Here is a 19,452-nt window from a genome sequence, read left to right as displayed (position 1 = left end):
GATGGCAGCATCCGACATGATGTCCGCCCTGATGGAGCTTTGCCAGGAGAAGCACATCGACCAGCTCTACCTGATCGACCGCCTGGAGCAGTCGCTCGCCAAGAGCTATGCCGAGATCCTGCATCTTGAGTGGGGCGCCAAGGTGACCATCGACCGCACCACCGGCAAGATCTACGTCTACCGTCTGGAGCCGATCGACGATTCCATGGACGAGGAGGGCAACTTCACCGAGTTCGAGGAGATCGACGTCACTCCTAAGAACACGAGCCGTATCGCCGCCCAGCACGCCAAGGCCGAGATCAACGCCATCGTACGCAACTCCGCCCGCGAGCAGATCTACGAGGAGTTCTCCGGCCGCATCGGTGACCTCATCAGCGGTACCGTGCTGCAGTCCACGCCCGACTTCACGATCGTCAAGATTCGCGAGGGCGTCGAGGCCGAGCTTCCGCACTTCGACCAGCGCCGTTACGAGAACGAGCGCAACGAGCGTCCGATGGGCGAGCGCTACCTGCACAACCAGCATATCAAGGCCGTGATCATCGACGTTCGCGACCCCAACTCCAACCTGCAGCCGGTCCGTGGCGAGCACAGCCGTCCGCCGATTGTCATCTCCCGTACCCACCCCGAGCTCATGCGTCGTCTGTTTGAGCAGGAGGTGCCCGAGATCTATGAGGGCACCGTCCAGATCAAGTCGATCGCCCGCGAGCCCGGTCAGCGCTCTAAGGTCGCCGTCCACTCGCTCGACGATCGCCTGGATCCCGTGGGCGCCTGCGTCGGCCCTAAGGGCAGCCGTGTTCGCGCCGTCGTGGGCGAGCTCCGTGGCGAGCGCGTCGACGTCATCCTGTGGGATGCCGATCCGGCCGTCTACGTCGCCAACGCCCTGTCGCCTGCCAAGGTCACCCGCGTCCTTATCGACGAGGAGAAGGCCTACGCCGGCGTCATCGTGCCCGATGACCAGCTGTCCCTCGCCATCGGCAAGGAGGGCCAGAATGCCCGCCTCGCCGCGCGCCTGACCGGCTGGCACATCGACATTAAGTCCGAGACCCTTGCCGCCGACATCCTCAAGAATGTTCCCGTTCACGAGGAGCCCGCCGCCGACCTGATCGGTGACGAGGAGGACGAGGACGTCCGTCGCTGCGAGTTCGTGTCCGAGGACGGCATCCAGTGCCGCAACCAGGCCCGTCCCGGCTCCCGTTTCTGCGGTGTCCACGACACCGACGCCTTCGATGATGCGGAGGACCTGATCTAGCGCGCGGTCGCGCCGGGCGGGTCCCAGCGCATACCCCACGCTCGTTCAGTCTCTAGGCACCCAAGGTGCCAGAAAGGGTAGGTGAAGTCATATGGCAAAAGTCCGTGTGTCCACCCTGGCCAAAGAGTTCGGCATGACCTCCAAGGAACTGATGGGTCATCTCGCCGAAATGAAGATTCCCGCTAAGTCCGCTTCCTCCGCTCTGGAGGACGCATACGTCGCCATGGTCCGCAAGCAGCTCGCCTCGGTGATCGAGGCCCGCGCCCAGGAAGTCGAGGCCGCCAAGCTGGCCGAGGAGCAGGCCGCTGCCGCCGAGGAGGCAGCACGCGCTGCCGAGGCAGAGCGCGAGCGCATCGCCGCCGAGAAGGCACGCGAGGAGGAGCGCCGCCAGTTCGCCGCTGCCCAGGCTGCCGAGGAGGCCGCCCGCGCCGAGGCCGAGGCTAAGAAGAAGGCCGAGCAGGAGCGCCTTGCCCGCGAGAAGGAGGAGGCTGCCCGCGAGGCCCAGCGCCGCGCCGTTCCCGCTTCCGATTCCGGTTCGCGTTTCCGTTCGCTGCTCGACCAGATCGCCGCACAGGAGACCGTCCTCAAGGAGAAGAAGGACGCCGAGGAGAAAGCCAAGGCCGAGCGCGCTGCCGAGCGCGGCAACCGTCGTGTCGGCAACAACGACCGTCGCGGTGGCCGTCGTAACGATCGCAACGCTTCCGACAACAACTCCGAGCGCAATGCCTCCGAGAACCGTCCCCACAGCCATCGCACCAATGCCAGCAACAACGTCGCTGCCGGCATGGACTTCCCCAACCCCGACAAGCAGGGCAAGGGCAAGAAGCGCAAGGGCGGTCACAACAACGAAGAGGACCACTACAGCCGCATGGCTCGCGAGGCCGAGGAGTACAGCCGCGAGAAGGTGCTCGAGGAGGCTCGTGCCGCCGTCGAGGAGGCCTCTCGCGAGTCCACTGGTCGCCGCAAAAAGCGCAAGGAGAAGCGCGAGCGCGAGGCCGCAAAGGCTCAGGAGGAGCGCAAGATAGAGGAGGCGCTGGCCCAGGGCGTGAACCCCGAGGACCTCGACGCCATCAAGGTCTCCCAGGGCGTTACCGTCCAGGAGCTCGCCGAGGCGCTCGACGTTCCGGCCAACGACATCATCAAGCGTCTGTTCCTGCTGGGCACGCCGCTTACCATGACGCAGTCCATGTCTGACGACCTCGTCGAGCTCGTTGCCGACGACCTGGGTCGCCAGATCAAGATCATCACCCCCGAGGAGGAGAACACCTTCTCGTTCTACGACGATCCCGCCGACCTTAAGCCGCGTGCCCCGGTCGTCACCGTCATGGGCCACGTCGACCACGGCAAGACTTCGCTGCTCGACGCCATCCGTCACACCGGCGTCGCTGCCGGCGAGGCGGGCGGCATTACTCAGGCCATCGGCGCTTCGCAGGTCATGATCAACGACCGCAAGATCACCTTCATCGATACCCCCGGTCACGCCACCTTTACGGCTATGCGTGCCCGCGGCGCCAAGGTGACCGACATCGTCATTCTGATCGTGGCTGCCGACGACGGCGTCATGCCCCAGACCATCGAGTCGATCAACCACGCCAAGGCCGCCGGCGTTCCCATCGTCGTCGCCGTCAACAAGATCGATAAGCCGGGTGCCAACCCCGACCGCGTGCGCCAGGAGCTCACCGAGTACGGCATCATCCCCGAGGAGTGGGGCGGACAGAACATGTTCGTCAACATCTCGGCCAAGCAGAAGATCGGTATCGACGACCTGCTCGAGACCGTGCTGCTCCAGGCCGACGTGCTCGAGCTCAAGGCTAACCCCGATACGTTCGCATCGGGCAACGTCCTCGAGGCTAAGCTCGACAAGGGCCGCGGCTCGGTTGCCACAGTGCTCGTGACCCGCGGCACCCTGCGCGTGGGCGACACGCTGGTCGCCGGCCTCACCTATGGCCGCGTCCGTGCCATGCTCGACCCCAAGGGCAACGCCGTCACCGAGGCCGGTCCTTCCGACGCCGTCGAGATCTTGGGCCTGCAGTCCGTCCCCAACGCCGGCGATGAGTTCCGCGTGTTCGAGGACGAGCGCGAGGCACGTGCGCTGGCCGACGAGCGTTCGCTCAAGGCCCGTATCGAGGAGCAGAGCCGCGTGAAGCACGTGACGCTCGAGAACCTCTTCGAGACTATCGCCGACGCCGAGGTCAAGGAGCTCAACCTGATCATCAAGGCCGACGTCCAGGGTTCCATCGAGGCCCTTCAGGACTCCCTCGACAAGATGGATCAGTCCGAGGTGCGCATCAACACGATCCACTCCGCCGTTGGTGCCATCAACGAGACCGACGTGGTCCTGGCCGACGCCTCCAACGCCATCATCATCGGCTTTGGCGTCCGTCCCGACGGTAAGGCCCGCTCTGCTGCCGAGCGCGAGGGCGTCGAGATCCGTTGCTACGACGTCATCTACAAGTGCCTCGAGGACCTCGACGCTGCCCGTATCGGCATGCTCAAGCCCACCGAGGTTGAGGTCTCCACGGGCACTGCGACCGTCCTGGACACCTTCAAGGTGCCCAAAGTCGGCATCGCCGCCGGTGTCCGCGTCGAAGAGGGCGAGATCGCCGCGACCGATTCCGTACGCCTGGTGCGCGATGGCATCGTGGTCTTCAACGGTAAAATCGCCTCGATGCGCCACTACAAGGACGAGGCCAAGAGCCTCAAGAGCGGCTCCGAGGGCGGTATTGGCCTGGAGAACTTCCAGGACATCAAGCCTGGCGACACCATTGAGGGCTACCGCATTGACCAGGTTGCCCGTACCGAGTAGGGGGTAGCGCTATGAAGCAAACGCAGGCAACCCGCCGTCTGGGCGAGCAGCTTCGCGAGAAGCTCGGTTATATCCTGCTCTTTGAGGTTTCCGATCCGCGTCTCGACCTGGTCACCCTGACCGCGGTCGAGGTCGCGGTGGACCGCTCGTTCGCGCGCGTGTACGTGTCGTGCGATGCGAGCCGCTACGACGAGGTCATGGAGGCGCTCGCCAGCGCCAAGGGCCGCATCCGTAGCCTGTTGGCCCGCTCGCTCGATTGGCGCGTCACGCCCGAGCTCGATTTTCGCATCGATCGTTCGACCGATGAGGCCGAGCGCATCACGCGTGCGCTGGAAAACGTTCCCCCCACGCTTGCGATCGAAAAGGACGAGGACGGCTATCCAATAGCGGATGCCGCCCAGGAGGCAGCTTTAGATGAGTAATTCCGCCGACCTCGCATCGTGCGAGTCTGCAGATATTCAGCGACGCATCCTCGAGCTCATCGAGGGTGCGTCCTCCATTGCGATTTCGGGACACACGTCTCCCGATGGCGACGCCCTGGGCTCCGTGCTGGGTCTGGGCTTATCGCTAATGAAGTTTTTCCCCAACAAGGACATTGCCCTGCTGCTGGCAGACGATGACCCGGTTCCGCGCATTTACCGCTTTATGGAGGGCGCCGATCGTTTGGTGCCGGCATCTGCGTATACCGGCAATCCGGACCTTTTCATCTCGGTGGACGTGCCGGTCGTCGAGCGTCTGAACAACTCCGCCGAGGTGCTCCGCCGCTCGGCGCATGTGGTGTGCTTCGATCACCATCCGGCGCGCGAGGAATTTGCCGAGCTGAGCCTGAGGTGCGTCGGCTCCGCGGCCTGCGCCATGATCATCGACCGCTTTTTGGACAATTGCGGCATTGTGGCTCGCAATGGTGTCGCGACCTGCCTGCTGTGCGGCTTGGTGACCGATACCGGTCGTTTTCAGTACCAAAACGCCGATGCCGCCGCGTTCCATGCCGCCTCGCGCCTGGTCGCGCACGGTGCCGATCCGGCGCGCGTCGCGCTCGAGGTCTACCAGAGCATGCGCGTGGAGTTCTTGCATCTCAAGTCCATCGTTATGGGCCGCATCAAGACCGTGGCGCACGGTCGCGTGGCATATAGTTATGCATACCAGAGCGACCTCGAGGCCTGCGGCGTCACTTCGGACGAGTGCGATGGCCTGGTCGATGTGGTGCGTTCGGTGATGGGTGTGGAGGTCTGCCTGTTCCTGAAGGGCATTGAGGGCGATACCAAGGTACGCGGCAACCTGCGCTCCAAAGGTGACCTCGATGTGTCCGAGATCGCTGCCAACTTTGGCGGTGGCGGGCATCATGCCGCCGCCGGCTTTTCCAACAACGGAACGATTCGCGAGACGCTCGCCGTGGCACTTCCCATGCTGGCCGAGCTGGTAGGGGAGGATCCCGCTTCGGTGACCGTCGAGCTCTAACATTTTGGATGGTACATGGCTCGTCGTACGCCTTCTCAATTGAATATGCTGCTCGCCGTCGATAAGCCGGTGGGTTGTACGTCCCACGACGTGGTATCGCGGTGCCGACGCGCCCTTCATGAGCGACGCGTCGGCCATGCTGGTACGCTCGACCCCATGGCCTCGGGTGTCATGGTGGTGGGCGTGGGCCAGGCGACCCGTCTGCTGGGCATGCTAACCCTCGATACCAAAAGTTATGTCGCCGACATCTCGTTTGGTGCCGAGACCAATACCGATGATGCGGAGGGCGAGGCGGTCCGCACAGTGGCTGTTGCCAACGAGCTCCGCGATCCTGCCTATGCCCGTGAGCACTTGGCCGCCATGCTGGGTCCGCAGATGCAGGTGCCGCCGGCGTTTTCGGCTATCTCGGTCAATGGCGTTCGCGCCTACAAGTCTGCTCGCGAGGGCAATGCGGTGGACCTACCTCCGCGCCCCGTCGAGGTCTATGCCGCCGACCTGATCGCCGTGGGCGGCGAAGGTGATACGTGTGTGTGGACCGTGGCGTTCTCGGTCAGCAAGGGCACCTATATCCGGGCTCTTGCCCGCGACTTGGGCCGCGCCTGCGAGAGCGCCGCGCACATTTCCGCGCTGCGCCGCACGGCCTCCGGTGTTGTTTCCATTGGCGCTTGTCATTCGGTCGAGGAGCTTTCTCCCGAGTCTGCGGCTGGCTTTGCCCTGGATCCCATTGCGGCCTTGGGCGCCACGCGTGTTGACTTGCCGGGCAATCTTGCCGACGACCTGTTCTGCGGCCGTCGCATTCCCGTTGAGCGTGCGCTTGCCGATTTCGATATCTCGAAGGCGCTGTTTGCGCTGGTGCTCGATGGGGGACTCAAGGCGCTCGCCCGCATTGAGAGTGGCCGCTTTGTCATGGAGCACGTGTTTCCGCAGGCAATCGGCGGTGTTCGATGATGTTGTCCGCTCGCGAGCTCGCGCGCGTCTTTTTCGCGGGCGAGTCGGACGAGGCTCGCATCGTTGCTGCCGATGCGTTTGATGAGTGCGAGCACTTGGGTGCCGCATCGATTGCCATCGGCGTGTTCGATGGCGTTCACCTTGGACACCAGGAACTCATCGAAGCGCTTGTCCGTGATGCCCGTGCCCATGGCTGCAAGGCGGTCGTAGTTACCTTCGATCCTGACCCGGACGTCGTGGTAAGCCCTTCGCCCGCTCAAAAATTGATGACGACGGCCGATCGTCTGCATGCCCTGGCTCAAACCGGGGTCGATGCGGTGGTGGCCGTTCCCTTTACGCCTGAGGTTGCGGCGCTTGACCATGTTGATTTTCTCTCGCTGGTGTCGCGTCTGGTCGACATTCGATCGATTCGCGTTGGCAGTGACTTTAGGCTGGGTCGTGGCGGTGCATCTGGTGTTGCCGAGATGCGCACCTGGGGTGCCGAGCGCGGCGTTGACGTGTATGGTCACGACCTGCTTTGCGAAGGCGGTGAGGCCATTTGTGCCACCCGCATTCGTCATGAGCTGGGACAGGGCCATGTGGAGCTTGCTGCTGAGTTGCTCGGCCGTCCGTATATGGTGCGTGGCGGTGTTATTCGTGGCCGTCACGAGGGTTCTGGCATGGGCTTTCCCACGGCAAACTTGCAGGTTCCCGACGGCATTCAGGTGCCAGCCGATGGCGTGTATGAGGGTCTGGTGCTGGTCGATGACACCGCGTGGCCCGCTGCCGTGAACGTCGGCCTGCCGCCAACGTATGCCGACGATGCCGCTTCGGCGCATCTCGAGGCCAACTTAATTGGTTATACGGGCGACCTTTACGGCGCTTTCGTTTCGCTGGCGTTTACGCGCTGGCTGCGTCCCTCGCGTGTGTTCGATTCGCTGGATGAGTTGATCGCGACCGTCGAGGGTAATATCGAGGACATTCGTCACAACTTGGGCAAGCAGGGGGTGAGCATCCGTGATTAGCGATGAGGAAAAAGACCAGGTACGCGCTGCGTCTGACCTGGTTGCCATCGTGCAGGAATCGGTTGAGCTCAAGCCCCGCGGCCATGAGTTTTGGGGCTGCTGCCCCTTCCATGGCGAAAAGACGCCGTCCTTCCACATTATTCCCGCCACGCAGGTGTGGCATTGCTTTGGCTGCGGCGAGGGTGGCGACGTCTTCACCTATATCATGAAGCGCGAGAACCTGAGCTTTCCCGAGTCAATCCGTTATTTGGCCGATCGCGCAGGTATTGAGCTGCACGACACCGGAGATCGCCGCGAGCGCGGTACTAAGCGTGCCCGCATCTACGATCTGTGCGCCGAGACCGCCCAGTTCTACCACACCATGCTTATGCGCGGTAAGGACGGTCGTCCGCGCGAGTACTTTGCCAGCCGCGGCATGGGTGGCGACGTCTGCCGCCGCTACTGCCTGGGCTTTGCACCGGGCCGCAATATGCTGGTGTCGCACCTGTCTCAGGCGGGTTTTACCCCGCAGGAGATGATCGACGCCAACGTTGCCGTGAGCCGCGGGCGCGGGCAGCTCGCCGACCGCTTCTACGACCGTGTGATGTTTCCCATCTTTGACGAGCAGGGTCACAACATTGCCTTTGGCGGTCGCATTATGGGCGACGGCCAGCCTAAGTATCTCAACACCGCCGAGACGAGCGTGTTTCATAAAAAGCGAAACCTCTACGGTTTTAATTGGGCCAAGGAGTTTATCGTCGCGCAGGATACCGCCATCGTGGTGGAGGGCTATACCGATTGCATCGCCTGCTGGGAGGCGGGGATTAAAAACGTTGTCGCCACGCTGGGCACCGCGCTCACGGAGCATCACGTCAAGACGCTCACTCGCTTTGCCAAGCGCATCGTGTATATGTTCGATGGCGATGCCGCGGGCCAGAAGGCCGCCCGCCGCGCGATTCAGTTTATCGAGCAGGATTCGATGGACCTGCGCTGCGTGGTACTGCCCGACGGCAACGACCCCATGGAGTTTATTACGGCGCGCGGCGGCCAGGAGCTGCAGAAACGCATTGACGCCGCCGAGCCCCTCATGGACTTTGTGTACCGTTCGCTGCAGGAGTCGAGCGACATCACCACGCCGGGCGGTCGCGCAAAGGCGCTGGAAGATGCGCTGACGCTTATCTATCCGCTGCGCGATAGCTATATGATCGACACGTACTTTATCCAGATTGCCGATCTGCTGGGTTTGGATCTGGAGACCGTGCGTGCGAGCTCGGGCCGTGTGTTTCGTGATGTCGCCAAGCGCGAAGATGCGGAACGCCGCCGTGAGCAGAACTATGAACGCCAGCGGGCACAGGCTGAGCGGTCCGGCGGGATAGGCAGTCGGGCGTCGGGTTCTCGCGATGTCGGTCGCGGTGCTTGGGCATCGGGCGCGACGCCGCCGGTGTCCGCGCCGGTCGAAGAAGAGCCGTACGACTACGTCCCGCTCGATGCCTACGGTGCCGCGCCCGTGGAGGTCGTTGGCGATCTGCCGCCGATCGATGTGCCTGATGGTATGGGCGCTGTGCCTGCGGCTGACGGTTCGGGCGCGCCGTCTGCGGCGGCGCCGATGGTTCTTACCGATCTTGAACGCAAGTCCTTGGCAGGGGAGCGCGAGCTGTTGACGATGCTCACGAGTTACCCCGACCTGTTCCGCACGTATGCCGACCGCATCTGCTCCATCGAGTGGGTTGACCCACGTCACGAGTCCATCGCATGGGCCGTTCTGGCAACGCCGCCGGGAACCGATCCTGCAGCCTGCATGGATGCGGCGCGCTCAGTGTGTCCAGATGCGGCAACGCTTGTGAGTGCCGGGCGCATCTCGGCGACGAGCAAGCACCCCACTGAGACGAACATCGTGTTTATGCTCGATACGCTCGAGCTCTACACCATCAAGCGCCGCATGCGTGCCGCACAGGCCAAGCTGCGACAGGACCGTTCGCTCGATGATGAGGCCCGTCGCGCGCTGACCGTGCAGGCCGCGCAGGATTCGCAGCGTCAACGCGAGCTGCAAAAGTCGATCGGCGGCGTGGCGGACCCGTTCCGTTTGATTGGTTTGGAGACCGCAGGAACCGAACAGGCCTAGATGTTGTGGTCAACCAGCGTATTCTCGCCTATATCCAGTCCTCTTTTTGGGTATAGACGTCAATGTGTGTGCTAAAGTATTGAGTCCTGTGGACTATGAAGGGAGAATCTGTGCCAAAAAAGACTGAGAGCACGGGTACTGGGCTGGAATCCTACGTTGCAAAGCTCATGGGCAACGGCTCAAACAGGACTTCGGTAACCGAGGACGAGATTCAGGTCGCCCTGAAGGATATCGATGTTTCTGACGAGCAGCTCACTGCGGTGTATTCCGCGCTGCGCAACAGCGGCATCCAGATTATCTCCGCGAGCGGTAACGACGACGCCCCCATGGACGTCGACGATGACGATAACGATACCGATACCGACGATTTCGATGACGACGACGAGCACGATTCCGGCTCGCTCGACGATCATGAGCTCAAGATGGCCCGTCAGGCCGACGCCGAGATGGGTTCTTCCAAGAGCAAGAAGAAGCGCACCGTGCGCACGTCCCGTTCGCGTTCGCGCGTGCGCGGCATCGATGCCTCCACGGTGATGCTGACCGGCGACCCGGTCCGTATGTACCTCAAGGAGATCGGCAAGGTCGACCTGTTGACCGCCTCCGAAGAGGTCGATCTGGCTATGAAGATCGAGGCCGGTCTTGAGGCCACCGAGAAGCTCGAGGCTGCCGATGCTGGTGAGCTCGAACTCACACGTGCCGAGATGCGTCGTCTTACGCGCATTGAGAACGTGGGCCTCGAAGCCAAGCAGGCGCTCATCAGCGCAAACCTTCGTCTGGTCGTCTCCATCGCCAAGCGCTATGTCGGTCGCGGCATGCTGTTCCTGGACCTGATCCAGGAGGGCAACCTCGGTCTGATCCGCGCCGTCGAGAAGTTCGACTACCAGAAGGGCTTTAAGTTCTCCACGTACGCCACGTGGTGGATCCGTCAGGCCATCACGCGCGCTATCGCCGACCAGGCCCGTACCATCCGTATTCCCGTGCACATGGTCGAGACCATCAACAAGCTCGTCCGCGTGCAGCGCCAGCTTCTCCAGGACCTGGGTCGCGACCCGACCCCCGAGGAGATCGGTGCCGAGATGGACATGAGTGCCGACCGCGTCCGCGAGATTCAGAAGATCTCGCAGGAGCCCGTGTCGCTCGAGACCCCCATCGGCGAGGAAGAGGATTCTCAGCTGGGCGACTTCATCGAGGACTCCCAGGCCATCGTTCCGCCCGATGCGGCCAGCTTCTCTATGCTGCAGGAGCAGCTCACCCAGGTGCTCGACTCGCTTGCCGATCGTGAGCGCAAGGTTATCGAGCTGCGCTTTGGCCTTGTCGACGGACATCCCCGTACGCTCGAGGAAGTCGGCCGCGAGTTTGGCGTCACGCGCGAGCGCATCCGCCAGATCGAGTCCAAGACCCTGGCCAAGCTCCGCCATCCCAGCCGTAGCAGCAAGCTCAAAGACTATATCGAGAGCTAGTCAAGCAAGAGGCGCCCTCAAGCACATCCGCTTGGGGGCGCTTTCATGTAGTCGTTGGGGACGTTCTTGAATGAGTGGTCGTTTAAGAACGTCCCCAATGACTAGGTCGGAAAAATTCTTAAAAAAGTTCTTGCCCTGAGCTGATTCGTCCGTATAATAAACTTCGTTGCTTGAGAGCACGCACCTATTCCTCGGTAGCTCAATGGTAGAGCACGCGGCTGTTAACCGCGCTGTTGTAGGTTCGAGTCCTACCCGGGGAGCCAGGTTGTAAAACCCGTCGCTTATGCGGCGGGTTTTTTCATGCCGCGATCGCCGTTCGCGAACGTTACCGTATCAACATTTCGTGTCGAGGATGTAATCCCGAGGCCCGCCACCTCAACATGGCGCGGTCGTTGTAGAATATTGCAATGATTGCTCCCACGACATGGTGCCGCGAGCACCAAGAAAAGGAGATTCTTGTGTCTGAGACCATTAACGGCAGCCTGAGCGTCTCGAACGACGTTATTGCCGATATTGCCGGTTATGCCGCGATGACGTGCTATGGCGTTGTCGGTATGGCTGAGCAGCTCCAGGGCGCCGAGAGCGTGCGTCTGCTTGCCGGTCAGCGCCTCCGTAAGGGCGTGCTTGTCTCCGCCGACGAGAACGGCCTTACGGTCGATCTTCACGTCGTGCTCGAGAACGGCGTCAACATGAAGTCCGTCTGCCACAATCTTTCGAGCTCCGTTGCCTTTACCCTGCAGGAGATCGCCCAGATCGATCCCGCCAGCCTTAAGATCGGCATCCATATCGACGCGCTCAAGAGCCGTCTGAACTAGCATCCGAAAACGGAGATTCAAATACCCATGATTGCAAAGACCATTCGCACCTGTTTTCCGATCGCTGCGGCTGCCGTTTCCGACAAGGCCGAGGAGATCAATAAGCTCAACGTCTTCCCCGTACCCGACGGCGACACCGGCACCAACATGTCGCTCACGCTCGCCTCGGTGACCAAGGAGCTTTCCGCCCTTCCCGCCGATGCCGACATGGAGGCCATCGCCGGCGCCATCACCCACGGTTCCCTGATGGGCGCCCGCGGTAACTCCGGCGTCATCACCTCGCAGATTCTGCGCGGCGTGGCCGAGGGCCTTGTCTCTGCCGACGAGCCCATTACGTCCGCCAACATTGCCTTCGCCTTCCGTCGCGCCGTCAAGGTCGCCTTCCAGGCTGTCCGCAAGCCCATCGAGGGCACGATCCTCACGGTCCTGCGCGATGTCTCGACCAAGGCCGACGAGTGCGAGAAGAAGAAGTTCTCGGCCGAGGATGCGCTCGATGCCATCGTCGTCGAGGCGTACCAGTCCGTCGCCCGCACGCCCGACTTGCTGCCCGTCCTCAAAGAGAACGGCGTGGTCGACTCAGGCGCCTTCGGCTTTGCCATTTTCCTGGAGAACTTTGTTGCCGCCGCGCTTGGTCGCAGCACCGTTGTCGAGGATTTCTCCGCTACGTTTGACTCCGCCGGCTCTGCCCGCGATGCCGCTCTTGGCCGTGTTGAGATCGAGGCTAACGACGACTGGGAGGGCTCGGAGTTCCGCTACTGCAACGAGTTCCTGTTTAAGGCCGACGCCCCGTTTGACGAGGACGAGTGCCTTAAGTTCCTAGGCTCCATGGGCGACTGTGAGCTGCTCGTGGGCGCCTATCCCGACTACAAGATCCATGTGCACTCCAACACCCCCAACCTGGTGCTCGAGCACATGCTGCAGCTCGGTCAGATCTATGAGGTCTTTATCCACAACATGGAGATGGAGGCCCACGACCGTACCGCCAAGATCCACGAGGATCAGGAAAAGGCCGCCGAGCCCGACAAGGCGCTGGGCTTTGTCGCCGTTGCCGCCGGTTCCGGCGAGGCCGACATCCTCAAGTCCCTTGGCGTCGACGTGGTCGTCTCCGGTGGCCAGACCATGAACCCCTCGACCGCCGACCTGCTGGGCGCGGTGGACCAGGTCAACGCGACCTCAGTCATCATCCTGCCCAATAACGGTAACATCCGCATGGCTGCCGAGGCCGCAGCTTCTGCCTGCACCGACAAGAAGGTTGCCGTCGTTCCCACCAAGACCGTTCCTCAGGCCTTCTCGGCGCTGTTCGCGGTCCTGCCCGATTCCGAGCTCGAGGACGCCGTCGCCGCCATGGTCGACGCCATCAGCGAGGTCCGCGATGGCGAGGTCACCCGCGCCGTGCGCGACTCCAGCGCCTCCGACGGCTCGCCGATTCACTCCGGTGACGTCATGGGCATCATTGTCGGCTCCATCGATGTGGTCGGCTCTGACGTGAAGCAGGTCACGCTCGATTGCATCAACCGCATGCAGGAGGAAGAGGAGGGCGATGCGCTGACGATTCTGGCCGGCGAGGAGCTGTCCGATGAGGCCTTCCAGGAGATCGTCGACGCTATCGAGGAGGCTCAGCCCGATCTGGAGATCGACGCCCATCGTGGCGAGCAGCCGCTCTATCCCGTGATCTTCTCGATCGAGTAGGCAACTGCCCATGTCCGAGCTGTGCTCCGTGCCGCGCGTCTCGGAGCGCTTTGCCCAGAGCAATGCGCTCGACGAGGATATCGCGCGACTCAAATATGTTTCGGGTAAACGTGAGGAGGCCCTTCGCCGTCTGGGAATTCGGACGGTGGGGGACCTCCTTCTCCATATCCCTCATCGATACCTCGACTTTACCCGTTCTTGGTCTATCGAGATGGCGCCCATCGGTACCGTGTGCACCATCATCGCCACGGTCGACCGTATCGTCCAAAAGCAGCCGCGTCCGCGCATGCAGGTGACTGAGGTCTCACTCGTTGACGAGACGGGCGTGCTGCAGGTCGCCTTTTTCCGCCAGCCCTGGATTGCCCAGCAGCTTAAGCAGGGCGACCGCCTGGCCGTGATGGGCAAGGTCGAGTTTGCCTACGGTTTTAAGCAGATGGCCTCGCCCCACTTTGAAAAGCTCGAGGACGGGCGCGCCGCAGGCACCATTCTGCCGGTCCATTACGTGAGCGATGGCGTGAGCCAGGCGTGGATGCGCCGCATCGTAAGCGGCGCGCTCGAGGTCGTCGGCAATCCGTTCGATCCGATTCCCGCGCCGTTGCGCGCAAAGCGGAAGCTCATGAGCAATGCCCGCGCGTTGCGTTCGATCCATTTTCCATCGAGTATGGCCGAGCGCGATATCGCGCGCGCACGGCTTGCCTACGAGGAGTGCCTCTACCTGCAGCTGGCGTTGCGTCTGCGCAACGACGGCGGCCTGGTCGATGTGGTGCCCTATGCCCACACCGCGGGCGAGCACCTGGCCGCGCTCAAGCAAGCCCTACCGTTTTCGCTGAGCGACGAGCAGGAGGCCGCGTTCCAGGATATCCTGCGCGATATGTGCGATGACGGGCGCGTGATGAACCGCCTGCTGTTGGGTGATGTCGGTACCGGTAAGACCGCCGTTGCCGCCTGCGCACTGGCTGTGGCTGCCGATAGCGGCACGCAGGCCTGCGTTATGGCGCCCACGGGCGTGCTGGCGCGCCAATATGCCGATAAGACCGGCCCTCTGCTCTCGCAGGCCGGCATGTCCTGGGCGCTTCTGACGGGTGCCACGCCGGCTGCAGAGCGCGAGCGCATCCATGCACAGCTGGAATCGGGCGAGCTTAACGTGCTCTTTGGCACCCACGCGGTGCTTTCGGATAACGTTGCGTTCAAGCATCTATCGCTCGTGGTCATCGATGAGCAGCACCGCTTTGGTGTGGGCCAGCGCAACGCCCTGCGCGCGAAGGGCCCCGGTGCCGATCTGCTCGTTATGACGGCAACGCCCATCCCGCGTACGCTGGCGCTTTCGGTCTACGGGGATCTGGATACGAGCATCATCCGCCACCGGCCTGTTCCGGGTGCCGGTGTGACCACACACGTGCTCACCGAGTCGAGCCGCGACCTCGCCTATGGCGCCATTCGCGAGGCGCATGAAAAGGGTCAGCAGGCCTACGTGATTTGTCCGCTCGTGGAGCCGAGCGATTCGGCCGATGAGCTGGAAGACGTGCCCGGTATTGCCCGCGACGACGAGGGCCGCGTGACGGTCCCCGTGCCGCTTCACGATACGGCAACCGAGCTCGACCGACTGCGTCTTGCGTTGCCGGGGCTTACCGTCGAGCGCCTTCACGGCCGTATGCCGGCGGGGGAGAAGGATCGGGTCATCGATGCCTTCAAGCGTGGCGAGATTGACGTGCTCGTCTCGACTACGGTGGTCGAGGTGGGCGTCGACGTGCCCAATGCCACCGTCATGGTTATCGAGAACGGCGAGCGCTTTGGTTTGGCTGCCTTGCACCAGCTGCGCGGTCGCGTGGGCCGTGGCAGCGTGTCGGGCACGTGCCTGGTCATGACGCACTCCAAGGGCAACGGCGGCGCGTCGGCGGCGCAAGACCGCCTGCAGTCGCTCGAAAAGACCTCGGACGGTTTTACGCTCGCCCAGATGGACCTGCGTCTGCGTCACGAGGGCGAAATCCTGGGGTACCGCCAGCACGGCGGCGTGACCTTGCGCTTTGTCGATCTGGATGCCGACGAGGAGCTGATCGAGTGGGCCCATTTGGACGCGGTCGAGCTCTTGCGGTATGCTTGCACCCTTGACTCCGTGGCGACGCGCCCCCTGCGCGATGCGGTCGCCATGCGATATCGACCCATATTTAAGGAGGTCAGCGGAGGATGAGAATCATCGGCGGCGAATGGCGCGGTCGTAAGATCGAGGAGCCCCGTGGTCGCGATGTCACCCGCCCCACGACTGATCGCGTGCGCGAGGCGTGCGCATCTATGGTCATGTCGGCATTCGATTTCGATCTGGACGAGGTCCGTGTGCTGGACGCCTTTGGCGGCTCCGGTGCCTTAGGGTTAGAGATGCTCTCTCGTGGGGCCCGCTCGCTCACGACGTTTGAGATCGATCGCAACGCCGCGCGGCTCATTACCAAGAATATTGAGTCGCTCTGCCGTGACCCTGCGCGTTGGCGTGTGGTCACGGGCGACATGCTGGCGAGTGCCTCGCGCGGTCGTGTGCCGGGCGGCCCCTTTGATCTGGTCCTGCTCGACCCGCCCTATGCTTTTGGTGCCGAGCCGGTCGAGGAACTGCTTCAGAACCTGGCTCAGCAGGGTCTGCTTGCACCTGGTGCTTATGCCCTGTTTGAGCATGCCGCCGCCGATGCAGGCGCGCATCCGGCAGGCTTTGAGACTGTACGTGAAAAGCGCTACGGCATTACCTCGGTCGACCTGCTTCGTTGGGTCGGCGATGACGACGGTGAGGGCGATAGCGCAGTCACCGATGTCGACAACAACGATGCCACGACGTTTCAGGAGGATGCTCATGAATGACACCATTAACCGCGTGATCGTCCCGGGCACCTTTGATCCCATCACGTTTGGCCATATCGATGTGATCCGCCGCGCCCGACGCATCTTTCCCAGCGTGATCGTCGCTGTTGCCGAGTCGCAGGGTAAAAACGGTGTGGGCACCACGTTTATGCTCGATGAGCGCGTGGCGCTGGCCCGCGAGGCGCTCGGTGATATCGACGGCGTCGAGGTCCTGCCCTTTACCGGCCTCTTGGTCGACTTCGCTCGCGAGCAGGGGGCGGGGGCCGTGGTCAAGGGCCTGCGCGCCATGACCGACTTTGAGTATGAGCTGCAGCAGGCCGATCTCAATTATCGCTTGGATAGCGAGCTGGAGTCCATCTTTGTCATGAGTGCTCCGCAGTACGGTTACATCTCGAGCTCGGTGGTACGCCAGATTGCGTCGCTTGGGAGCGATGTATCGACGTTTGTGCCGCCCAACGTGGTCGAAGCGCTCAGACATCGCTTTTCGTGACGTTTCTTATTGCCTGGTGGCATGTGGTAAACTAGCACGATGATATGTTACCTATGAAAGGAGACCGGATGCCGGGCGAGAATTTTCCTGGCGATAGGATCGTCAGCTTGGTCGATGAGCTCGAGGGGCTGATCGAGGAAGCCAAGCCGCCTTTCGGCAAGAACGCTCAGTTCAAGGTCATCGACGCCGACGTGTTCTTCAACATCCTCGACGAGATCCGTATGAGCTATCCCGAGGAGTGGCAGAAGTCCCGCCGTATCCTTAAGGAGCGCGAGGAGCTTATGGCTTCCGCCGCCGCTCAGGCCGATTCCATCATCGCCGACGCTCAGCAGCAGGCTCTCACCATTGCCGGTGAGCAGGAGATCGTCCGCTTAGCGCAGCAGCAGGCCGACGACATCCGCGATCGTGCCCAGCAGTACGAGCGTGAGACGCGTTATGCTGCCGAGGACTACGCAGAGCAGGTCTTTACGCATCTGGAGGAGAACCTCAAGAGCCTGACCGGCACCGTTACCCGTTGCCGTCAGCAGCTCAACGAGGGTGCCGCCCAACAGAATGGTCAGTGGTAATGGCTGAGTTCCCGAGCGTTACCGTCGATCTTTCCGAGCAGCTCGAGTTTCCAGGAGATTCGTATCCGCTGATCGGTAAGGTCGATGTCGCCACCTACACGGTGGGCGAGAAGGAGTACCGGCTACAGGACGGCATCGACTACGACGTTGTCTTTACCAATGCCGGTACCGGTGTCTTACTCACGGGCATGGTCCGCGCGCACGCCACCGGCGAGTGCGACCGTTGCCTGGAGCCCGCCTCGTTTGATATCGCTGGCGAGATCGAGGAGTTCTATCTCTTTGAGGAGCCCGAGGATCCCGAGGCCTACGAGGACGGCTACGAGCTCCTGGGTGAGGACCGCATCGTCGATCTGGGCGAGCCCATCAATGACGCGGTCGTTATGGACACGCCGTTTGTGGTGCTTTGCAAGCCCGATTGTCGCGGTCTGTGCCCCACTTGCGGTTGCAATCTCAACATCGAGCAATGCGATTGCGCCGCCCAGGCAGAGGCGGAATGGGCCGCTGCCACGGAAAATCCATTTGCAGCATTGAAGAATCTCAAGCTTGATGAGTAAAACTGTGGTAGTATCGCTACTTGCGCGTAATCGCCACACTGGATAGTTCATAAGGAAGGTCACTATGCCCGTACCTAAACAAAAGCAGGGTCGTATCCGCACTCACACCCGTCGTTCCGCCAACATGAAGATCTCGGCTGCGGCTCAGTCCACGTGCCCCCGTTGCGGCGCTGTTAAGCTTCCGCATCACGTGTGCCCCAGCTGCGGTTTCTACAAGGACCGCGAGGTTATCGTTACCGAGTAACGGTATACTCTGGATGCGATGCCGTTCCAAATGGAACCACAATGGCCGGCTCAATGAGTCGGCCATTTTTGTATAAGGAGCATGTATATGAGTAACGTTCGCGTTTGTGTAGACGTTGTGGGCGGAGACGAGAAACCTCAGGTTGTTCTCGATGGTATCGAGGCTGCACTTGCCTCCGATCCCGATATCGAGGTCTTGGCAGCTGGCCCCGCCGAAATCGTCAATCCCTTTGCAGCTTCCCATGCACGTGTTGAGGCCCTTGAGGCGCCCGACGTTATCGCCATGGATGACGATCCCATTCGCGCCGTGATGACCAAACGCAAGTCGTCGATCGTGCTGTCGTGCCGCGCCATCAAGAAGGGAAATGCGGACGCCTTCTTCTCTGCCGGCTCGACCGGTGCCATGACCGCCGCTGCTACCGCCTACGTGACGCCGTTTAGGTATCAGGCCGAAGGCAAGAAACAGCCGGTGCGCCCCTGTCTGACCAATGCGCTGCCCAATCGCGCCGGCGGTCTGACGGTGCTGTGCGACATGGGTGCCAACCCCGATGTCGAGGTTGACGATATGGTGCGCTTTGCGCAGATGGGCAGCGCCTATGCCCGTGTCGTCCTAGGCATCGAGCATCCTTGCGTGGGCCTGCTTGCCAACGGCACCGAGGACGAGAAGGGTTCTAACTTTACCAAGGCCTGTTTCCCTGCTATGAAGGCCGCCGTTCCCGGCTTTGTTGGTAACTGCGAGGGAACGGACATCACCTCGGGTAACTTCGATGTCGTCGTTGCCGATGGTATGTCGGGCAATATTGCGCTCAAGGCCACCGAGGGCGCTGCCAAGTTTTTGCTGCAGGAGCTCAAGGGCGCCTTTATGTCTTCGCTCGGCACCAAGATTGCCGCGCTTCTCATCAAAAAGCAGATGCGCGAGATTAAGGCCAAGCTTTCGGGCGACGCCAAGGGCGGCGCGATTCTTTTGGGCCTGCGCGGCGTGGTCCTGATCGGCCATGGCGCCACCTCGGTCGAGGCTGTCAAAAACGGTACGCTCGCGGCGGCTGAGGCCGTACGTGCCGGACTGGTCGAGAATGTCGCCAACTCTATGGACGGTATCGTTTTATAAGAGCGAGTTAGAGCGCTGTTATGTGCTTCGCGGCGCACGTCGTGGGGTAGAATCAGAACCGTGTCTTGGTACCGCCCGGGCGGTACCATTCTTTTGGTATTCATGCACTATGAGAGGAAG

At 62.1% G+C, this 19,452-nt stretch carries 17 protein-coding genes and 1 tRNA gene; all 18 read left to right on the top strand.

The genetic code is table 11. The features are described 5' to 3' along the window. Position 1: 1 nt before the first annotated feature. The 18 genes from nusA to plsX all read left to right on the top strand — a co-directional run bounded on the left by nusA (position 2) and on the right by plsX (position 19,332). Positions 2-1,249 (top strand): transcription termination factor NusA, encoded by a 1,248-nt coding sequence (gene nusA / locus PMX60_RS05480; protein ID WP_022094169.1) that lies wholly within the window; start codon positions 2-4, stop codon positions 1,247-1,249. Positions 1,250-1,340: 91 nt separating this feature from the next. Continuing rightward, positions 1,341-4,055 carry a translation initiation factor IF-2 gene (gene infB, locus PMX60_RS05475; protein ID WP_271747177.1) on the top strand — a complete coding sequence of 905 codons (2,715 nt, stop codon included), beginning with the start codon at positions 1,341-1,343 and terminating at the stop codon, positions 4,053-4,055. 11 nt (positions 4,056-4,066) lie between these two features. Continuing rightward, positions 4,067-4,477 carry a 30S ribosome-binding factor RbfA gene (gene rbfA / locus PMX60_RS05470; RefSeq protein WP_271747176.1) on the top strand — a complete coding sequence of 137 codons (411 nt, stop codon included), beginning with the start codon at positions 4,067-4,069 and terminating at the stop codon, positions 4,475-4,477. After that, positions 4,470-5,513, top strand: a complete 1,044-nt coding sequence (locus tag PMX60_RS05465) for a DHH family phosphoesterase (RefSeq protein WP_271747175.1) — start codon at positions 4,470-4,472, stop codon at positions 5,511-5,513. The genes rbfA and PMX60_RS05465 overlap by 8 nt, the downstream gene beginning before the upstream one ends. Before the next feature lie 15 nt (positions 5,514-5,528). Beyond that, entirely contained in the window at positions 5,529-6,461 is a 933-nt protein-coding gene (gene truB / locus PMX60_RS05460) for a tRNA pseudouridine(55) synthase TruB (RefSeq protein WP_271747174.1), read from the top strand. Next, positions 6,458-7,465 carry a riboflavin biosynthesis protein RibF gene (gene ribF / locus PMX60_RS05455; protein ID WP_271747172.1) on the top strand — a complete coding sequence of 336 codons (1,008 nt, stop codon included), beginning with the start codon at positions 6,458-6,460 and terminating at the stop codon, positions 7,463-7,465. Before truB ends, ribF begins: the two co-directional genes overlap by 4 nt. Continuing rightward, on the top strand, positions 7,458-9,566 hold the full coding sequence (gene dnaG, locus PMX60_RS05450; protein WP_271747170.1) for a DNA primase: 2,109 nt from the start codon (positions 7,458-7,460) through the stop codon (positions 9,564-9,566). The genes ribF and dnaG overlap by 8 nt, the downstream gene beginning before the upstream one ends. A 110-nt stretch (positions 9,567-9,676) precedes the next feature. Beyond that, entirely contained in the window at positions 9,677-11,026 is a 1,350-nt protein-coding gene (gene rpoD / locus PMX60_RS05445; RefSeq protein ID WP_055286388.1) for an RNA polymerase sigma factor RpoD, read from the top strand. A 188-nt stretch (positions 11,027-11,214) separates the two neighbouring features. Next, positions 11,215-11,289 (top strand) — tRNA-Asn (locus PMX60_RS05440). Positions 11,290-11,484: 195 nt separating this feature from the next. Continuing rightward, positions 11,485-11,841 (top strand): Asp23/Gls24 family envelope stress response protein, encoded by a 357-nt coding sequence (locus PMX60_RS05435; protein ID WP_022093773.1) that lies wholly within the window; start codon positions 11,485-11,487, stop codon positions 11,839-11,841. Between the two features lie 27 nt (positions 11,842-11,868). Beyond that, positions 11,869-13,530, top strand: a complete 1,662-nt coding sequence (locus PMX60_RS05430; protein ID WP_271747168.1) for a DAK2 domain-containing protein — start codon at positions 11,869-11,871, stop codon at positions 13,528-13,530. A 10-nt stretch (positions 13,531-13,540) separates the two neighbouring features. After that, positions 13,541-15,718 (top strand): ATP-dependent DNA helicase RecG, encoded by a 2,178-nt coding sequence (gene recG, locus PMX60_RS05425; protein ID WP_271747167.1) that lies wholly within the window; start codon positions 13,541-13,543, stop codon positions 15,716-15,718. After that, complete coding sequence (gene rsmD, locus PMX60_RS05420) at positions 15,715-16,371, top strand: 16S rRNA (guanine(966)-N(2))-methyltransferase RsmD (RefSeq protein ID WP_271747166.1); 657 nt, start codon at positions 15,715-15,717, stop codon at positions 16,369-16,371. Before recG ends, rsmD begins: the two co-directional genes overlap by 4 nt. After that, positions 16,364-16,861 (top strand): pantetheine-phosphate adenylyltransferase, encoded by a 498-nt coding sequence (gene coaD / locus PMX60_RS05415; RefSeq protein WP_117847654.1) that lies wholly within the window; start codon positions 16,364-16,366, stop codon positions 16,859-16,861. Before rsmD ends, coaD begins: the two co-directional genes overlap by 8 nt. Positions 16,862-16,929: 68 nt before the next feature. Then, positions 16,930-17,427 carry an ATP synthase subunit B family protein gene (locus PMX60_RS05410; RefSeq protein WP_040358176.1) on the top strand — a complete coding sequence of 166 codons (498 nt, stop codon included), beginning with the start codon at positions 16,930-16,932 and terminating at the stop codon, positions 17,425-17,427. After that, on the top strand, positions 17,427-17,981 hold the full coding sequence (locus PMX60_RS05405) for a YceD family protein (protein ID WP_271747165.1): 555 nt from the start codon (positions 17,427-17,429) through the stop codon (positions 17,979-17,981). Before PMX60_RS05410 ends, PMX60_RS05405 begins: the two co-directional genes overlap by 1 nt. A gap of 64 nt (positions 17,982-18,045) precedes the next feature. Next, on the top strand, positions 18,046-18,225 hold the full coding sequence (gene rpmF, locus PMX60_RS05400; protein WP_022094017.1) for a 50S ribosomal protein L32: 180 nt from the start codon (positions 18,046-18,048) through the stop codon (positions 18,223-18,225). Between the two features lie 87 nt (positions 18,226-18,312). Then, positions 18,313-19,332: a phosphate acyltransferase PlsX gene (gene plsX, locus PMX60_RS05395; RefSeq protein ID WP_271747164.1), complete on the top strand. Its 1,020-nt coding sequence runs from the start codon at positions 18,313-18,315 to the stop codon at positions 19,330-19,332. The last annotated feature ends 120 nt before the right edge of the window (positions 19,333-19,452 follow it).

Source organism: Collinsella aerofaciens (genome assembly GCF_028206995.1).
Classification (GTDB): Bacteria; Actinomycetota; Coriobacteriia; order Coriobacteriales; family Coriobacteriaceae; genus Collinsella; species Collinsella aerofaciens_AQ.
The sequence above is the reverse complement of the archived record's forward strand: the minus strand, read 5'-3'. Positions and strand labels throughout refer to the sequence as shown.